This window comes from Schaalia radingae (assembly GCF_900106055.1).
Classification (GTDB): Bacteria; Actinomycetota; Actinomycetes; order Actinomycetales; family Actinomycetaceae; genus Pauljensenia; species Pauljensenia radingae_A.
This window is the reverse complement of sequence record NZ_LT629792.1, coordinates 559,679-576,946: the sequence shown is the minus strand read 5'-3', so window position 1 is coordinate 576,946 and position 17,268 is coordinate 559,679. Positions and strand designations below refer to the sequence as shown.

Here is a 17,268-nt window from a genome sequence, read left to right as displayed (position 1 = left end):
GCGCGTCAAGCCGGACTGCGCGCCGCTCAGCGTTCCTCGCCATACGTGCAGCTGCGCGTCGTAGGCGAGTTCCGGTGGATCGACGTGTTGGTCCTGTTCACCTTGTCTGGGTGGCGCAAACGCTGATACGCGAGTGTCGCCTGCACCGAGCGCATTCTTGACCAATTCCACAACCTCAGAAGGAGTACGAAGGAATGACATGGTGCGGTTGGCCAGCAAAGCGAATGTGGTGCACATGAGACTCGTCGTAATGCACAGGGCGATAAAAGCTGTCACCTGGCGTCTGAGGATACGTATGAACGACGTGCGCGCTCCCTCGCGATTGGGCGAAAGATGTCCGGCAGGGCGCAAAAGCGTGGACGTGCCAATAAGTGCGCACAGCGCCAGTACTCCGGCAAATAGGACGACCCAACCACTCATGAGATTCACAGGCTCAGTGTGCACTACTTACCTGTGAGAATGCCGTAAAGCACGACTCGCCTCGCGAAATCAGCGCGAAGAGCGGGCCTTCCTTCAAGAATGCAATGCGCGATCGTGGTTTATACGCCACGATAGACATATGAGTACTCACGTAGATTTTTGGTTCGATGCAACATGCCCGTGGACGTGGATCACGTCTCGCTGGGTCGAAGAAGTGGCTCGCGCACGCGATTTTGAAGTGACATGGCACCCGTTCTCTCTGGCGATTCTGAATGAAGGCAAGGACATTGATGCGGAGTATCGTGCACATGTCGAGCAGGGGCGCGGCCTGTCGTTATTGTTTCAGAAGGTTGCGGACACTCACGGCAGTGAGGCTGTAGCCTCCCTCTACACCGAGGTAGGTACGCGCCTGCATAATCAGTCAAAAGAGTTGGGAAGTGATGTCATCGCCGACGCGGTGAAGGCAGCCGGATTTCCCGAGGCTATCACCAACGGTGTGGAGTCATCGGACGAGGCACTGCGTTCCTCTGTAGCGCATGCGTTGGAGTTGGTCGGTGACGAGGTTGGCGTTCCCATCATCGCGTTTGACGGTGTCGCGTTCTTTGGGCCGGTGATCTCTCCTGCTCCGCATGGTCAGGCGGCACTGGATCTTTGGGACGGCTGCGTTGCTCTGGCACGTACGCCCGGATTCTTCGAGTTGAAGCGCACGCGCACAACCGGCCCGCAGTTCGACTGATCTGATTCTCACCTGGCGCAGTGCGCTAACAGCCGCCCTGCCAGATGAGGTAGCCGTCAGGAGAAGTGGCCGCGGAATCCCCCCTGAGGTAAACCGTTATCGCCCGGAGTGTTTTACTGTATTTCATATGATTGTTGTAACAACAAATGACATTCCCGGGTACCGAATCGATGCGGTTCTGGGAGAAGTGATGGGCCTGACGGTTCGCTCCGCGAGTATAGGCCAGACCTTTACTGCTTCGTTCCGCACCATCGGCGGAGGCGAAATCCCGGAGTACACCCGCATCATGATCGACTCGCGCGAACAGGTGATGTCACGCATGGTGGATCAGGCTGCCCGCAGAGGAGCCAACGCGGTCATCGCGATGCCCTTCGACACCGGCGAGCTTGCCGAGCAAATGACGGAGGTTTGCGTGTACGGAACGGCAGTTGTTGTCTCACCGATTCCTCAGGGCCAAGCCGGTGCCACACTGCAGTCCATGGATCAGACCCGAGGTGCCCGCCGGTAAGTCGCCTACCGCTGGATCGGAATCGACTACTGCCCACGCAAACACCAACGCGGCCTTTCAAGGTGCGTCTAGGGTAGGCAAACGCCTTGGATTTTGCCAGATCGTCAACGGGTCAAGGTCATTGACCCCTCCGATCGTCAACCGGTCAAGGTAGAAGCGCCATCGACGCACTACTGCGGCGGAACTGACATCGACTTTTCCGCGCTATCATGCGATTCTCGAATGGTGAGACAGCCCGCAACGGCTCTCTTACCTTGACTGGTTGACGCTCTCGTTCGAGGTTGACGCTTTCGCTCATCGGCGGCGGGTAAGGAAACGGCGATGGTTGGAAAGAAAAACGGCAAAGAAAACGGGAAAGAAAACGGGAAAGAAAACGGGAAAGAAAAACTCTTGATCAGCGCTCGTGCTGATCAAGAGTCTCGATTCGTAGCGGGGGAAGGATTTGAACCTCCGACCTCCGGGTTATGAGCCCGGCGAGCTACCGAACTGCTCCACCCCGCGTCTGTATTTCCTTGTGTCTTCTACTGTAATAGGGCGCTTCCAGCCCGGCAAGAGCTGCAGCGGTGAGATGCATCATGACAGGACTGCGCATCTGTCAACTGCCTCACCTTCCAGGAAGTCTTGTGGCAGCGCACAAGATGTCGAGCAAGAAAAAGACATGGCGTCAGATATGCCAGTGGCGGCTCGCTTCAGGTCTGACAACCTTCCTGCAAGCCGCCACTGGTGCGTGCCTTCCGCTACGGGTTCGACTGTCCGGCCTACCGGTCAGGCAGGTCAGCCCGCGCGATTACCTCCCTAGCCGTTTCCACCCCCGTCATCGCTTTGCGAGTCTCCGGTCAGACTGTTCGTCGCACCCGACTGAGCGCCATCGGCTCCTCCCAGTCCCGGCACCGCAGCACCGCTGACGTCCTCACCCATCTCAGCTTGAGCGTTCAACGCGTTCGTCAGCGCAGTGTCCAGCTTCTTCTGAGCCGTACCGTAGGCAGCCCAATCACCGGCCTTCATCGCCGCATCGGCTTCTTGCATGGCTTGGGATGCCTGAACAAGCGCAGCATTGAGTTTCTCCTGCGCACTTTGAACAGCGGGAGAAGTGGAGTCTCCCTCGTCGCCCGAACTTCCAACCTCGTCAGCAACTGTCGCCGCTGAATCACCACCAAAGGTCTGATCGAGCGATTCCTGCAGCGTGGGCGCAAACCCGACCTGGTTACCGAACGCTGTCAGCACCATGCGCAGCACCGGATACGAGGCCGTGCCCTTACCTTGAACGTAGACAGGCTGGACGTACAGCAAACCGCCGCCAACAGGCAGTGTCAGCAGGTTGCCGCGGATAACCGTCGAATCCGACTGGTTCAGCAGGTTCAACTGCGAACCGATCTGCTGGTTCGAGTCATAGGCGTTCTGAACCTGACCGGGGCCAGGCACCGTCAGGTCAGACGGCAACGCGATCAGTCGAAGCTTGCCGTACCCCTCACGCACCTTGCCCGGCTCGTTGCCCGTCTCCGAATCAACCGCAAGGAAGCCTGCCATAGCTTCACGCTTGGACGCACCGCCCGGCACGAATACCGATGTCAGCGAGAACTCTGCGCTTTCCTGCCCAGGCATCTGCATGGTCAGGTAGTACGGCGGTTGCGGGATCTGAGGAGTGGACTGTCCGGGCTGCTGGATACCCTCCACACCCTGCTGCTGAGCGCTCGCCAGCGCGGCCGTTGACGTTTCCTGCGCCAGCCTCCATAGGTCACCACCGGTGTAGTACTGGGCAGCCTCGGTCACGTGGTACGAGGTCAACAGGTCGCGCTGCACCTTGAACAGATCCTCCGGGTAGCGCAGGTGCGCCATCAGATCACCGGAAATCTCAGACAACGGCTCCACTGTGTTCGGGTAGACACCCATCCAGGTCTTCAAAACCGGATCCTCGTTGTCCCACTGGAACAGGCGCACATGCCCGTCATATGCGTCGACAACAGCCTTGACGGAGTTACGCATGTAGTTGACCGTGTTACCGGCGCTGACGAACTGGCTGGCGTCGGAGGACAGCGAATCCACTGTCGACTGATCCAGCTGCTGGTGCGCCGAATACGGGTAGGCGTTTGACGTTGTGTACGCGTCAACGACCCACACCAGACGCTTCGGCGTAGACGGATCATCGTCCATGTCGACAACTGCCGGATAAGGCTTTTGCTCCAGCGTCAGGTACGGCGCAACCTTGGCCACACGAGTCAGCGGATCACGATCGTACAGAATCTGTGACTGCGAGTTGGTTTGCGAGGAGAAGAAAATGTCGTAGGACCCGAACTTGATCGAGTACAGCAGCTTGTTCCACAGGTTACCGACCGAGGGGCCGCCATCGCCCTGGAAGGTGTAGCGCACTTGGCCGGACGCCGCCGTGTCATCGGGGTAGTCCAGTTCCTGCGGCTCAGCGCCTTCAGGTGCGCCCACAATCGAATAGTTCGGAGACGAGGGCGAGAAGTAGATGCGCGGTTCGTAGTCTCCCATTTCACCTTCAGATGGAATGGACTTTTCCCAGTAGGCGGGCAGGCCATCCGTGGTGACCTGGTTACCGTATGCGGCCACAACACCGAACCCGTGCGTGTAGACCGTATGGCGGTTCACCCATGTTTGCTGCTCAGATGACAGGCCCTCAAGATTGAGCTCACGCATGGCGATTACCGTGTCGCGGCGCTCGCCGTCAACCACGTAACGGTCCACGGCCATGCCCGATCCGAAGTCGTAGTACGGGCGCGACTGCTGCAGCTGGGTGACGGTGGGGGTGATGACCTGCGGGTCCAGGAGTCGGATCTGCGAGGTTGATTCCGTGTCCTCGCGCAACTGCCCGGGCGCAGCGGTGGTGCGCGCCTCGTAGCTTTGGAACTCGAGGTCGTTCAACCCGTAGGCTTCCAGCGTCGCATCGATGTTGTGCTGAATGTAGGGAGCCTCTGCGTTTCGGGCGTTCGGCGTGACGTAGAGGCGCTGAATCAGAGCCGGGTACGCCATCCCGATGACGAGGGCGGACACCACTGTGACCACCACCCCCGTCAGGGGCAGACGCCACGTTCCCTTGAATGCGGCGACCAGGAAGAGGACTGCCACCAGCACGGAAATAACGGCGAGGATGGACTGGGCGGGCAACTGAGCGTTGATGTCGGTGTAGAGCGCGCCGTCGGTTGGCTCACCAATCTTGGTCAGCAGACCGTAGCGACCCAGCCAGTAGTTCAGGCCGAAAAGCAAGGAGATGATTGCTGCCATGACACCGAGGTGGATGCGTGCGGATTTTGTGGCATGCGGGCGCGGGCTCAGGGCTAACGAGCCGTACAGGTAGTGCACGATCACCGCGGCGATCAGCGACCAGATTGTCACTGACATGAAGAATGAGACGATTGCCTGGAAGAAAGGCAGCGTGAAAACGAAGAACGAGTTGTCGATTCCGAAGATCGGCTCAGACTTGCCGAAGGGCTGACGTTTGAAGAACATCAGGAACGTGTCCCACTGCGAGGACAGTCGTCCGGCGTTGATGAGCGCGATGAGCGCCGGGACTCCCCAGAAAACGAGTTTGCGCATCGGTTCGATGGTGTCGCGATAGTGCCGCAGGTTGGCTCCCTCGTCACCTCGACTGGAATCGCTGCGGTGACGGTACGCAATCTGAATCGCCGCCGAGATCGCAGCGAAGATGATGGCGAAACCGAGGACGAACAGGCCCGCCATCGTTCCCCACCGGGTCCACAGGATGCGCGTAGACTTCATCTGGCTGAACCAGAGGATCTCCGTCCAAAATGATGACGCAACGTAGACGATCACAAAAATGGCAGCCAGGATCGCGAGAGTCGTCGCCAGCGGACCGAAGCGCCTCTTACCGGATGATGAGCTGTGGGAGCCGCCACCTGAGCCGCGTCCACCACCTGAACCGCGACCGCCGCCGTCTCCTGATCCGGAGTCGCCTGAACCGTCATCACCGTCTTCGGCACGCTGACGGAAGGGGCCTGTCCCCTTGAATCGTCCGGCTGCTGAGCCGGCTTGCTGGCCGAACAGCGCAGACAGGATCTCGCTGGTATCAAATGGCCCGTTTCCGTCCGAAGGCTTCGAATCACCGGAGCTGGACCTGCTAGTCGGGAAGGCGCTCACCGCGTCATCCTCTCTTACTCGATTTCCGCATGTGCTGTCCATTCTACCGTTATTAGGCGCCTCAAGCTTGGTCGTTCCTCGCATCCGGGCCGCCCTCGTGCCACGATAAGACCATGACTGAAGCTGGACGTGACCGTGACCTGTCTCCTGCTCAACGCGCCCTCGCGGCGTGTGTGCGTGAAATTGAGCGGGCTGCTGCGCGCCTGGGGTGGGACCGCCCGCCGATGCTGTACGCCCTGGTCCCCACGCGTCAGCTTATAGATGAACCCGCCATGCCAGCTGACGTGGTCGAGCAGCTCAAGAGTGGGTGGGATGGTTCCTCTGAACACCTGTCTGCCATCGCTCAGGAGCCGCTCGACTCTGACGATCTGGAATCGGTGCTGGCACAGTTGGCATGGCCGCGCTCCGTTGCGGGCGCAGCTCTGAGCGTTGAACGCATCGTGGTGCCCCCTGAGGTGGAGGCTGCGGCGCCTGATGATCCCGATGAGGCGTTGGCGTTCATCGCGGAGCACCCGTCTCGCACGGAGGTGCGCCTGGTCGTCGGTGCGATGCGAACGGGGCTGACGTGGTCTGCGGTGCGCACGCGTACCTTCGACACGGATGAAGCGGTTGCGGTGGGTGAGGATCTGGTTCCGGGCCTGTCGCAGGCACTGCTCGCGTCCCTGAGTGACGACGGTCAGGATTGACGAGGGGACCTGCGCAGCTCGTCATGTTGTGGCGTGTCACGACGCCTACAGCGAAGTGACGAGGGAACCTGTGCGCTGTTACCTGGCTTCGCAGGTGGGCAACGAATCCGTTGTTCCAGCCGCAATTGCAGTGACGGCGGTGAGCGCATCGTCGAACGTATCCACGCGCGTCACGTTCAGTCCGTCGGGAATATGCCCCACTACCTCGTCACAGTTGGTGCCGGGGGCCAGGAACCACTGAGCACCGTCGTTGTTCGCGCCCACCATTTTCTGCTGGATGCCGCCGATCGGCTCCACCTGGCCGTCAAATGACAAGGCTCCGGTGCCGGCGATTATCACTCCCCCGGTCAGGTCTCCCGGGGTCAGCCGGTCATAGATTCCCAGTGCAAACATCATTCCTGCCGAAGGACCGCCCACGTCCTGAAGCGTGATGTCGATATCGAGTGGGAGCTGCGGATGAACAGACAGGTACACACCCAGCAGCGATGACGAGGTGGCTTCTTCAGAGTCAGGATCCGGCAGCGCTTTCTTGCTGGATACGATCGGGATATCGATCGTTTTCCCGTTACGCACAACCGTGAGCGTCATCTGCGAGTCGGGCGGAACTGTCCGCATCAGCGCAAATGGGACAGATCCCGAATCAACTGGATGCACTGTGCCATCTGGCGTGGTGATGGACACGATCTGGTCACCTTGCTCCACCTTGCCTACAGCGTCTGATCCGGGAACGGCGCCCTCAACTTGCACGTCAGCGGGCACGTCCCATCCCAGATGCTCGAGGGCAACCACGGACGCTGCTGATTCCGATGATTTCATCTGCATCTGAGCGGCTTCCTTGGCCTCTTCGCTGGTCACGTCCGGAGGGAAAACCTCCCGGTACGGAATGATTTCGTCGTGACCGGAGAACCATGCCCGAATCAGATCGAGCGTTGCCAGACTGTTTCCCGGTCCGCCGCGTTGAAGGACCGTGACCATACGTAACTGCCCGGTCTGGTCACCGTCGTCTTGTTCAGTTTCGTGCACGGGATCCAGTTCGACAGGTTTGCCCGTTTTCGGATCATTCCCACTGATTTGAATGGTAGGGGCGCCCTCGTGAGTTCCGAGAATGTTGACTGTGGGACCAGGGGCATTGACCACATAGGGCACCGGGATCAGGGTGATGAGGGCGCACACGATCGGAAAGACGATGCCCGGCACTATCCACCACAGGTTTCGCAGCAGACCGTGGGGTTTCTTGTCGGTCGCACCCGGCTGCCGGTTCTCGTCGTTTTCAGCATCTGCAGCTGTCACTTCACGCGCAGTGTTCGCCGTCTCGGCGCTGTCTTTCAGTGCTTCTTCGGGCCGGTTTCCTGTGTCGCCCGGTGTCGTCTCAAAGTCGGCAGATGAGTCATTGCGTTGAATGTGCACGATTCAATCGTGACATATTGTCGGGCGCCCGGCATCAATCGATACGTAGCTCCCCTGCTTTTCCGCTGACAGCGCACGCATCACGCCCGTGTTCCGCTGGGGCATCTGAACGAGTAGGCTCAGGGCATGAGCGATGAAACTGACCGCCCGGATGACTCTGCCCCCGACCCGTTGGAAGAAATTTTGCGCCGCCTGCTTGGTGAAGATGCCGGCGAGGAGGCCGCACGTGCTATGCGTGAGCAGGGGTTTGACTCATCGAAGATGCCGTCTTTCATGAGTAACCCTGGCCAGCTGCAGGCGATGATGAGTCAGTTCAACGCGCTGATGAACACGACGTCAGGCCCAGTCAATTGGTCAGTTGCCTCCGATCTGGCACGTCAGAGCACTTTTGGCCAGTCCCCCAACGTGACGGCAGCTGAAGCTGCGCAGGCACGTGAAGCGATGACGGTTGCCGACTTGTGGCTTGACCCGGTGACGTCTTTTACGCACCGCGGTGGCGACAGGCAGGCATGGACACGCGTCGACTGGATTGATCACACGCTCGACATGTGGAAACGCATGTGCGAACCGGTCGCGTCGAATGTATCTCGCGCACTGGTCGAAGCCATGCAGGAACAGTTCGGTGATTCGCAGATGATGGCACAGCTCCACATGCCCGGAATGCCCGAAGGAATTGGAGAGCTGGCCGGGCGTACCAGTGAGATGATGCCGAAACTGGCGGCGATGGTCTTCGCCATGCAGATCGGTCAGGCACTGGGAGGCTTGGCCGGCGAAGCACTGAGTTCAACCGATGTGGGTATTCCATTGGCGGGCCTGGATCAGACCGCACTCGTCGTTGGCAATATTCACGAATTCACCAAGGATCTGGAAATGCCGCGTGAGGAAGTCCAGCAGTTCCTCGCCGTGCGCGAATGCGCTCACCAGCGTCTTTTCGCATCCGTTCCGTGGCTTGGTTCCGATCTTGTACGCGCGGTGGAAAAGTATTCTGCTGAGATTGCGATCGACACGGACGCGATCGCTGACGCGGCTCGCAACATCGATCCGGCGGACCCGTCATCCTTTAGCACGTCGATGACTGATCAGATTTTTGCCACAGAGCCAACTGAGCGTCAGACCGAAGCACTCGAACGCCTGGAAACGCTGCTGGCATTGGTCGAAGGCTGGGTGGAGGTGACCACTGCCCGCGCCGTCGCTCCGTATCTGCCTCATGCGGATCGCCTGCGTGAATTGATGCGTCGCCGGCGCGCAACGGGTGGTCCCGCCGAGCAGATGTTAGGGTCGCTGATCGGCCTGACCATGCGTCCGCGTCGCGCGCGCGGTGCAGCGAAGCTGTTCACTATCGTTGAGCAGGCTCAGGGCACCGAGGCGCGCGAAGCACTGTGGCACCACCCTGACATGATTCCGACCGCTCAGGATCTTGACGAGCCGACCGAGTTCCTGGATCGGCGTGCCCGCGAGCGCGAGGAATCGGCTGACATTGATGAAGCGTTGAGCGCCATGTTGGATGGCACGCTCGGTTGGGCGGAGGGCCTGAGCCCGAGTGACGATCCGGAGATGGATTCGTTGCGCGAAGCCGGTGTGATCCCCGACGATCAGCCTGATTCAGACGGCCAGGCGGATACCGGCGCATCCGACGAGGCCGACCGCCCCGACGCTGACCCGTCAGACACTGACACTTCTGACCCGACGGATCCTGACGGCTCCGACTCACGCGACTAGCCGCCGCCCCGCGGTTATCCACAGATCTCGCACTGCTGCTGACTTCAGGCATGCATGGGCGTCACAATCTGGACTGGCACTACCGGTGACCGTCCCGACCATGAGGACACCATGACATGCGAGGAGACAGTATGCGCATCATCCCAGGAACAGCGGTCCTTTGGCGCGACCCGACGACCGTTCAGATTGGTTCAGATCCATCCAAGTGTGTCGTGTTCACCCAGGTCACATCCGCGCAACGCGAGTGGCTCGTGCAGGCCGCATCCTCCTCACCTGAGGACCCTCCTGTCCGCATGCTGCCGCACGTGCTTCCTCTTGTCTCCCGCTTGCGCGCGGCTCATCTCATTGACGAGGGTGAGGCACCCGCCATGCGTGAAGGGATCTGCATTGACGGGCTTGACGCCCTGAGCGTGCGCCTCGTTGAACTGCTGATACGCAGCGGTTTTTCACGTTTTGAGTTTCGTGATCCGCGACCATCGATCGGGAAGTTCGCTGATCTGATGCCCGCCGACACGTTCGCAACGTGCCGCGCGTACGCTGCAGGCGAGATGATCCGAGCGCGTTTTCCACACGTGTTTGTCGGTTCCCTGTCGCGCAGTGATCTGACGGTGGTGTCTCGGCCACGAACACTTGACCTGGCCGCGTGCGGGTTCTTACTGGCTGATGACCAGCAGCACCTGGTGATGACGCGCCATGAACGCTCCGTAGTCATCGGACCGTTGGTGATACCTGGGCACACCCCGTGCGCGCAGTGTGCGGCACTGGCTTTAGTTGATACTGATGCGTCGTGGCCGCTGCTGGCCACGCAGATGGAACAGTGGCCGGTTGGCCCCTTGCCACCGGCATGTGAGTGTCAGGCAGCGTTGTGTGCGGCCACGGCCGTCGCCCGAACGCTGGGGTACTCGGTACTTGGTGAGTCCGAAATGTGCGGGCCAGATGCCTTAACCGCGCATGTTGATTCCGACGGGCAGGTGAGGCTCAGTGCGATCGCACCACATGAGCGCTGCGGGTGCGGGGCTTACGGCACACCCTTTGAAGACGCCGTTCCATCCCACGAGCCGGTCACTATCCGCGCCTACTCATGAGTCTGCTCTGGAGCCGCGCCCGGCAAGATGCGTGGTGAAGTGCCAGATCGTGTGGTCGACCAGGATCCGCACCCACTGTCGGATTCTCACCTATTGTGAGGCTCCGTCAGCATCCGCGTCATCCAGACCGCGCAGAATGGCCAGAACCTGAGGACCATAGGCATCAAGTTTGACAGGACCCACGCCTCGGATAACTCCAAGTTGACGCAGCGTCTTGGGACGAGCCGACGCAATGTCGCGCAGCGTGGAATCGACAAAGACGGTAAATGCTGGTTTCGACTGGGCATGAGCCTGTTCAAGACGCCACTGTTTAAGCGCTTCAAATGCTGCCACTGCCTGCGGCCCGAACTCGTGTTCAAAGGCTTCCATATCGTCAGCCTTGCGGCGTGGCTGAGATGATCGCGCACGTGAACGGGCGATGCTGCGCGCAGATTCATCTTCCCTGGGCCAGATACCATCGAGCAACGATGTGCGTGACCTGTTCTTATGGCTGCGGCCAGTGCCACGGGAACGCGACCACGACACTTCGAGGCGATCACGCGCACGCGTCAAGCCGACATAGAGCAGGCGTCGTTCTTCTTCCCGTGCCTGCGCAGTAGTGGCCAGTGAGATCGGCAGCAGCCCTTCGCTGGCACCGACCAGGAACACGTTGTCCCACTCCAGTCCTTTCGCTGCATGCAGCGTGGACAGCGTGACGCCATCGACTGTGGGGGCAGCTTGAGCGACAGAGCGTTCCCCCAGCTCATCGACGAATTTGGGCAGCGTCAGGTGGGCGCGTTCTTCAGCAAGGCTGACCAGCGCATTGAGGTTGTCCCATCGTTCACGTTCAGCACCGGCATTTTGTGGAGCGTCCGGGCTCCACCCCACCAGGGCGAGCTGCTCTTTAACCGTGGCAACCAGTTCGGTGTCGCCGCTCACGTCCACAGAATCAGGGGCGTGCGCCCCGTCTGCGCCGTCATCTGCTCCGTCGGTAAAGTCTTCACCGTCGTGACGGCGCTGCGCGGTTGCCTCGCGCCGCAGAACCAGCATGGCGCGTTTGACTTCTTCACGTTCAAAGAAACGTTTGCCGCCCTGAACAACACATGACAGCCCGGCCTGCGACAAGGCCGTTTCAAAAACTTCTGACTGCGAGTTCGTGCGGTACAGGATCGCGCATGAATGCAAGGAGGTATCACCGGACTTGACCAGTGCTGCGATGCGCTGCGCGACACCAGCAGCTTCCTCCATGTCATCGCCATAGGTCCGAAACGCCACTGCAGCGCCGGATGGCCGCTGCGACACCAGGTGGACGGCACCTGCCATCGCACCTGTCGAGGGACGGGCCCCTGAGCCGTCACCCGAAGCACCACTTGCTGCGGTGCCTGCACTGAGTCGCGACCTGCCAGCCCGTTCCATCACTCGGTTCGCTATCGACACAATCTGAGGGGTTGAGCGGTAATCACGGGTCAGTTCCACTACGCGCGTCCCTGGATGACGCTGCGCAAACCTGGCCAAATAGGATGCGTCTGCCCCGGCAAAGGAATAGATCGTCTGAGCGACATCACCGACCACGCACACGTCATGGCGCTCCCCCAGCCACAGGTCCAGGAGGCGCTGCTGCAGCGCGGACACGTCCTGGTACTCATCGACCACAAAATTGCGGTACTGAGAGCGGATATGCCGGGCAATATCCTCACGTGTTTCCATCAGGCCGCACATCAAAATCAGCACGTCCTCAAAGTCGATGACGGCGCGATCCATTTTCGCTTCCTCGTAAGCGTCAAACAGGCGAGCGAACTCTGAGTGCTCCAGGCCCGCCGGGGGGATACGTCCCTGTCTGCGCGCCACTGGCGCATAGCGTTCGGCATCTACGATGGAGACTTTTGACCATTCAATTTCTGCCGCCAGGTCACGAACCGTGGTCTTGTCCGCCCTGATCCCACAGCGCGCGGCAGCTGACGCAACCAGTGATGCCTTGTGTTCGATCAAGTCCGGGCGCCTACCGCCAAACCCTGTTTCCCAAAAATACGTCAGTTGGCGCAGCGCAGCGGAATGGAAAGTGCGCGCCTGAGCCGCAGCCACGCCCAGATCCCGCAGTCGCTGACGCATCTCGGCTGCAGCGCGCTGTGTGAAGGTTACGGCCAGGACGCTCACCGGATCGTACGCGCCGGTAGCCGCACCGTATGCGATGCGGTACGTGATTGCGCGAGTTTTCCCTGTTCCTGCCCCCGCGAGGACAGCCATCGGGCCGCGTACCTGTTGGGCAACGCGCCGCTGATCCTCATCGAGGGCGTCCAGAAGCTGCTCCGCTTCCATCATGCTGTCTGTCATAGAGGCATTGTCTCAGTGGGCACGTGCATCTGCGGACCGTGTGCCCTGCTGCAGATGCAGGTACGGGCCACCAAACCACTGTTCGATCAGCCCGTGTGCAATTGCCGTCGGCCCTGATGCGATGATCCGACCATCGCGCAGACACTGAGCGAACTCGTCGCGCGAATAGAACGCGGCATTCGTTATTTCGGAACCATCGGGACGCACGTCCGGCTCACTGTCGTGCCCGCCCGTGACATGAGCGGTGAATCCCAGCATCAGCGAGCGCGGAAATGGCCACGGCTGCGCACCCTGATATCGAACCTGCCTCACATCCAGTCCGACTTCTTCACGCACTTCACGCGCCACTGCACGTTCGGGTGCCTCACCCGCTTCCATGAAGCCGGCGATCAACGAGTAGTACCCCGTCTTCCATCCTGAATTGTGTGCCAGGAGCAATCGCTCATCGTCATCAACGATGGCGACGATCACTGCCGGATCCTGACGCGGGTATTCGATGTGATCGCACTGACTGCATGTGACGGTCCAGCCGCAGCCTGTGGGCCGCACCGCTGCGCCGCATCGGGCACAAAAGCTGGTGGCGGCGCGCCAGAACAGCAGGGCGCTTGCGGCGGTTGTCATGGCACTGTCATCGTCACTCAGCAGGTGCCCGACGCGGCGCACGCTGTGCCAACTCAGATCGCAAATGCCCTCTGATTGCCCACTCTCGCCGAGCGTTTCTTCAAGAGCATCTTCCTGTCCTGTGGGCAGTGCAATGGCGATGTAGGCAACCCCGTTGCCAGTGCGTCCGATCAGGGCAGCGTCGTCCTCGTCAATGGGGAAAGAGAAGAGGGACGCGCACGAGGCAGGCACGCTGAAGACGTGAAGTCCGTCACCTGATGGGATGAGTCCGACAGATCCTGTCGAATCGAGGAAGAAGAGACGAATATTGCTGACTTCCCCGTCGACAAGGCCGTGAAATGCGGCAGGACCGTCGTTCAGAATCTGCGAGATGGTGGATTTTTCGCGCATCGTCGTCATCGCGTCGAGTGCGCCGCGCGCCAGTGGAAGATCGAGTTCCATAATGACCACAGTAACGGTTCGCACTACCGTGGTCACTATGACACTTGAAAATAATGAAGAAACTCGCGCCGACGGGCGCGCACTCGACCAGCTTCGTTCCGTTCGCATGACCCGCGGATGGTCCGGGACCGGTGAAGGCTCCGTACTGATCGAATCAGGCAACACCCGCGTCCTGTGCGTGGCATCCCTGACTGCCGGCGTCCCGCGCTGGCGGAAGGACTCCGGCCTGGGCTGGGTGACCGGCGAATACGCGATGCTGCCGCGCGCAACGTCGGACCGCAGTCAGCGTGAATCTGTCAAAGGCAAGATTTCGGGGCGCACTCAGGAGATTTCCCGGCTCATCGGTCGCTCACTGCGCGCAGTGGTGGATATGGCAGCCCTCGGTGAGAACACGATCGTGCTGGATTGCGACGTGCTGCGCGCCGACGGTGGCACCCGCACCGCATCTGTGACCGGCGCATGGGTTGCGCTGGCCGATGCTGTCAGGTGGGGAACTGAAAACGGCCTCATTCATCCACAGGCGTCCGCTCCCGTGCTGTCCGACTCAGTCAGCGCCATTTCAGTGGGAATCATCGACGGCGTTCCCATGCTGGACCTGCCGTACGAGGAAGACGTGCGCGCCCAGACTGACATGAACGTCGTGCAAACCGGTTCCGGTAAATTCGTCGAAGTTCAGGGCACCGCTGAGCACGCCCTCTTTGACCGGGAGGAGCTCGGGCAGCTGCTCGACCTGGCCACCGCCGGCAATGCGACGCTACATAACCTGCAGCAGCGCGCACTGGAAGCCGAGGTCGGCACAACCGTCTCGTTGGAGGATTGAGATGAACGAGGGCGACGCGCTGGCCACACCAGTCCTGGCATTTGCCACGTCGAACGCGCATAAGGTCTCAGAGCTGCGCGCAATCCTGGATCCGTTCGTGCCGGGAGTTCACGACGGATACATCGTGACGCTGGCGCAGGCCGGCGCAGATGAACCTGTCGAAGACGGCATCACCTTTGAGGACAATGCGCTGATCAAGGCGCGTCACCTGTGTGAACTGACCGGCCTGCCCACTATCGCTGACGATTCAGGAATCACGGTGGACGTGCTGGGCGGGGCGCCCGGGATTTTCTCAGCGCGCTGGAGTGGACATCACGGTGATGACGCGGCGAATCTGGACTTGCTGCTCGCTCAGATTGCGGATGTGCCCGATCGGCATCGCGGTGCCGCATTCGTGTCAGCGGCAGTGCTCGTCACACCTGATGGGCAGACTTTTGTGGAACGCGGCGAGGTGCACGGCCACCTGCTGCGCGAACGCCACGGCAGCGGCGGATTCGGCTACGACCCGATTTTTGTTCCCGACGGCTTCGACTGCACAACCGCCCAGATGAGCCCCGAGGACAAGAATGCGATCAGTCACCGCGGCATTGCGTTTCGTGCGCTCGCCCCGCACGTGGCACGCGTACTGGCGTCCTAGATTCTGAAGAGACTGGCCTCAGCCGCAGGCTCACTGCCCACAGCCGCAGGCTGGTCGCCTCAGATTTCGAACACGTCACCAGCGCGGGCGATCTGCGCCTCCCCCTGCCAGGTCTGGCGCAGTTCACTCATCACCGTGTCGACCGGGGTCCACGGCTGAATGTGAGTGAGCACCACTCGCCTGACACCGGCCTGCGTGGCGACCTCGCCCGCACGTACACCCGACATGTGGATGCCGCGCGTCGTGTCAGCCTCGGTGAATCCGGCTTCGCTGAGCAGCAGGTCGACACCGCGCGCACCCTCAATAATCGTGTCGCACTGGTCGGTGTCGCCGGTAAAGAACATGGTGGCGCCACCCTCGTCCTCAATGCGCACGCCGAAGGCTTCGACGGTATGTTGAGCAGTGCTGGGCGTGATGGTCAGGGGACCCACGTTGAAGGGAACGCCCGGGCGCATCCGGTAGAACTCGAATTCATCGGTGTATGTCTCCGCCGGGTCACACCCGTCAATCTGGCGCACCCGTTCAGGCAGTTGTTCTGAACCTGCCAGCAGGAGTGTGCCGCAGCCTCGTCCCGGCCCCCACCTGCGGTGCACGTGCAGGGAAATCACGTCGCCCATGTGGTCGGCGTGGCAGTGCGAAAAGATCACTGCGTCCAGGTCTGCCGGGTCAATGACGCGCCAGAGCTGCCCGAAGGCACCCGGCCCCATCTCCAATGCAATATTCCACGTTCGCGTCGTGCCGTCCTCACGTGTTTCCTGCGTCTGCAGCAGGTAGCAGGACGCAGGTGAGTGCGGGCCGGACATTGAACCGGTGCATCCGATGATGGTCAGCGTCATTGACATGTCATCACTCTTTCCGTGGTGTGTCGGGTGCGGCATCCGGAGGCGTTCCGTCTCGCGCAAGCCGTGCATCGGCGGTAGATGCAGGACCGTGAATGTTATGAGCCGAGCGCACTTCCGGTCCCAGGAATCGGCGCGCGAGGTGTTCGAACGTCTCAGGAGCTCCCGTTGTCAGGAATTCGTGGGCAGGCTCGGTGAGCACCGACTGCTCTGTGCTGGCCTGTTCGGGGATGGGAGCGGTCATGTCGCGCTCCACCAGCAGTTTGTACGTGTCGTTGGCCGTTGCTTCCGACGAAGTGACGAGGGTGACGTCCTCACCCATCGTCTGGCTGATGATGCCAGTCAACAGCGGGTAGTGCGTACACCCCAGGATGACGGTGTCGACGTCGGCGTCGATCAGTGGTGCCAGGTAGTCGCGTGCGACGGCCTCGAGCTCCGGCCCGGTGGTGATGCCTGCTTCGACGAATTCCACGAAGCGGGGGCATGCGGCTGAAAAGACGGATACGTCCGGAACTGCTGCGAGCGCCTGGTTGTAAGCCTGGGATTGGATGGTTGCGGAGGTGCCGATGATGCCGATTCGGCGGTTGTGGGTGGCACGGATCGCTGAGCGCGCGGCCGGTGTGATCACTTCGATGACCGGGATTCCCTGCTGCGCCGTGTAGCGTTCACGGGCATCTGACAGCGCTGCTGCGGTCGCCGTATTGCAGGCGATGACCAGTGCTTTCACGCCGCGTTCGACCAGTTCATCCAGGCAGGTCAACGCGAGCTGGCGGACCTGTGCGATTGGGCGCGGACCGTACGGCGTGTGGGCTGTGTCCCCCAGATAGACGATGCGTTCGTGAGGGAGCTTGTCCATGACGGCGCGGGCGACCGTCAAGCCGCCTAAACCTGAGTCAAAGATCCCTATCGGAGCACTGTCCATG

Annotated in this window: 13 protein-coding genes and 1 tRNA gene; 7 read left to right on the top strand and 7 right to left on the bottom strand. The window is 60.8% G+C overall.

Going from position 1 to position 17,268, the window contains the following annotated elements:
• Positions 1-559 precede the first annotated feature (559 nt).
• Entirely contained in the window at positions 560-1,156 is a 597-nt protein-coding gene (locus tag BLT69_RS02465; RefSeq protein ID WP_092648322.1) for a mycothiol-dependent nitroreductase Rv2466c family protein, read from the top strand.
• 127 nt (positions 1,157-1,283) lie between these two features.
• The gene (locus BLT69_RS02460; RefSeq protein WP_092648321.1) at positions 1,284-1,664 is read left to right on the top strand and encodes a YbjQ family protein; all 381 of its coding nucleotides are present in this window, start codon (positions 1,284-1,286) and stop codon (positions 1,662-1,664) included.
• A 427-nt stretch (positions 1,665-2,091) separates the two neighbouring features.
• Here BLT69_RS02460 and BLT69_RS02455 read toward each other — a convergent pair.
• Both BLT69_RS02455 and BLT69_RS02450 read right to left on the bottom strand, forming a co-directional pair.
• Positions 2,092-2,165, bottom strand: a tRNA-Met gene (locus BLT69_RS02455).
• A gap of 294 nt (positions 2,166-2,459) precedes the next feature.
• Entirely contained in the window at positions 2,460-5,492 is a 3,033-nt protein-coding gene (locus tag BLT69_RS02450; RefSeq protein ID WP_257590426.1) for a UPF0182 family membrane protein, read from the bottom strand.
• A gap of 401 nt (positions 5,493-5,893) precedes the next feature.
• Here BLT69_RS02450 and BLT69_RS02445 point away from each other — a divergent pair, with 401 nt between their 5' ends.
• Entirely contained in the window at positions 5,894-6,466 is a 573-nt protein-coding gene (locus BLT69_RS02445) for a PPA1309 family protein (RefSeq protein ID WP_092648319.1), read from the top strand.
• A 78-nt stretch (positions 6,467-6,544) separates the two neighbouring features.
• Here the strand turns inward: BLT69_RS02445 and BLT69_RS02440 are convergent, their stop codons facing one another.
• Positions 6,545-7,873 carry a YlbL family protein gene (locus tag BLT69_RS02440; RefSeq protein ID WP_257590386.1) on the bottom strand — a complete coding sequence of 443 codons (1,329 nt, stop codon included), beginning with the start codon at positions 7,871-7,873 and terminating at the stop codon, positions 6,545-6,547.
• A 126-nt stretch (positions 7,874-7,999) separates the two neighbouring features.
• Between BLT69_RS02440 and BLT69_RS02435 the strand changes: the two genes are divergently transcribed.
• Complete coding sequence (locus BLT69_RS02435) at positions 8,000-9,592, top strand: zinc-dependent metalloprotease (RefSeq protein WP_092648318.1); 1,593 nt, start codon at positions 8,000-8,002, stop codon at positions 9,590-9,592.
• Between the two features lie 131 nt (positions 9,593-9,723).
• Positions 9,724-10,677 (top strand): hypothetical protein, encoded by a 954-nt coding sequence (locus BLT69_RS02430; protein ID WP_092648317.1) that lies wholly within the window; start codon positions 9,724-9,726, stop codon positions 10,675-10,677.
• 90 nt (positions 10,678-10,767) lie between these two features.
• Here BLT69_RS02430 and BLT69_RS02425 read toward each other — a convergent pair whose 3' ends face one another.
• Positions 10,768-12,987, bottom strand: a complete 2,220-nt coding sequence (locus tag BLT69_RS02425) for an ATP-dependent helicase (RefSeq protein WP_257590385.1) — start codon at positions 12,985-12,987, stop codon at positions 10,768-10,770.
• A gap of 12 nt (positions 12,988-12,999) precedes the next feature.
• Entirely contained in the window at positions 13,000-14,049 is a 1,050-nt protein-coding gene (nudC, locus tag BLT69_RS02420) for an NAD(+) diphosphatase (protein ID WP_157886319.1), read from the bottom strand.
• Between the two features lie 37 nt (positions 14,050-14,086).
• Here nudC and rph point away from each other — a divergent pair, with 37 nt between their 5' ends.
• Positions 14,087-14,869 (top strand): ribonuclease PH, encoded by a 783-nt coding sequence (gene rph / locus BLT69_RS02415; RefSeq protein ID WP_058236229.1) that lies wholly within the window; start codon positions 14,087-14,089, stop codon positions 14,867-14,869.
• A 1-nt stretch (position 14,870) separates the two neighbouring features.
• Positions 14,871-15,506, top strand: coding sequence for an RdgB/HAM1 family non-canonical purine NTP pyrophosphatase (gene rdgB / locus BLT69_RS02410; RefSeq protein ID WP_070725657.1), 636 nt, complete (start codon positions 14,871-14,873; stop codon positions 15,504-15,506).
• A 59-nt stretch (positions 15,507-15,565) separates the two neighbouring features.
• On the opposite strand, the gene BLT69_RS02405 is transcribed toward rdgB, so the two are convergent.
• Positions 15,566-16,342, bottom strand: coding sequence for an MBL fold metallo-hydrolase (locus BLT69_RS02405; protein ID WP_058236230.1), 777 nt, complete (start codon positions 16,340-16,342; stop codon positions 15,566-15,568).
• Positions 16,343-16,352: 10 nt separating this feature from the next.
• Positions 16,353-17,267: a glutamate racemase gene (murI, locus tag BLT69_RS02400; RefSeq protein ID WP_070725660.1), complete on the bottom strand. Its 915-nt coding sequence runs from the start codon at positions 17,265-17,267 to the stop codon at positions 16,353-16,355.
• Position 17,268 lies beyond the last annotated feature (1 nt).

Bases quoted from the DNA above. Each gene is read 5' to 3' on its own strand.
- BLT69_RS02465 (WP_092648322.1), top strand. From the start codon at position 560: ATGAGTACTCACGTAGATTTTTGGTTCGATGCAACATGCCCGTGGACG.
- BLT69_RS02460 (WP_092648321.1), top strand. From the start codon at position 1,284: ATGATTGTTGTAACAACAAATGACATTCCCGGGTACCGAATCGATGCG.
- BLT69_RS02445 (WP_092648319.1), top strand. From the start codon at position 5,894: ATGACTGAAGCTGGACGTGACCGTGACCTGTCTCCTGCTCAACGCGCC.
- BLT69_RS02435 (WP_092648318.1), top strand. From the start codon at position 8,000: ATGAGCGATGAAACTGACCGCCCGGATGACTCTGCCCCCGACCCGTTG.
- BLT69_RS02430 (WP_092648317.1), top strand. From the start codon at position 9,724: ATGCGCATCATCCCAGGAACAGCGGTCCTTTGGCGCGACCCGACGACC.
- BLT69_RS02425 (WP_257590385.1), bottom strand. From the start codon at position 12,987: ATGACAGACAGCATGATGGAAGCGGAGCAGCTTCTGGACGCCCTCGAT.
- nudC (WP_157886319.1), bottom strand. From the start codon at position 14,049: ATGGAACTCGATCTTCCACTGGCGCGCGGCGCACTCGACGCGATGACG.
- rph (WP_058236229.1), top strand. From the start codon at position 14,087: ATGACACTTGAAAATAATGAAGAAACTCGCGCCGACGGGCGCGCACTC.
- rdgB (WP_070725657.1), top strand. From the start codon at position 14,871: ATGAACGAGGGCGACGCGCTGGCCACACCAGTCCTGGCATTTGCCACG.
- BLT69_RS02405 (WP_058236230.1), bottom strand. From the start codon at position 16,342: ATGACGCTGACCATCATCGGATGCACCGGTTCAATGTCCGGCCCGCAC.
- murI (WP_070725660.1), bottom strand. From the start codon at position 17,267: ATGGACAGTGCTCCGATAGGGATCTTTGACTCAGGTTTAGGCGGCTTG.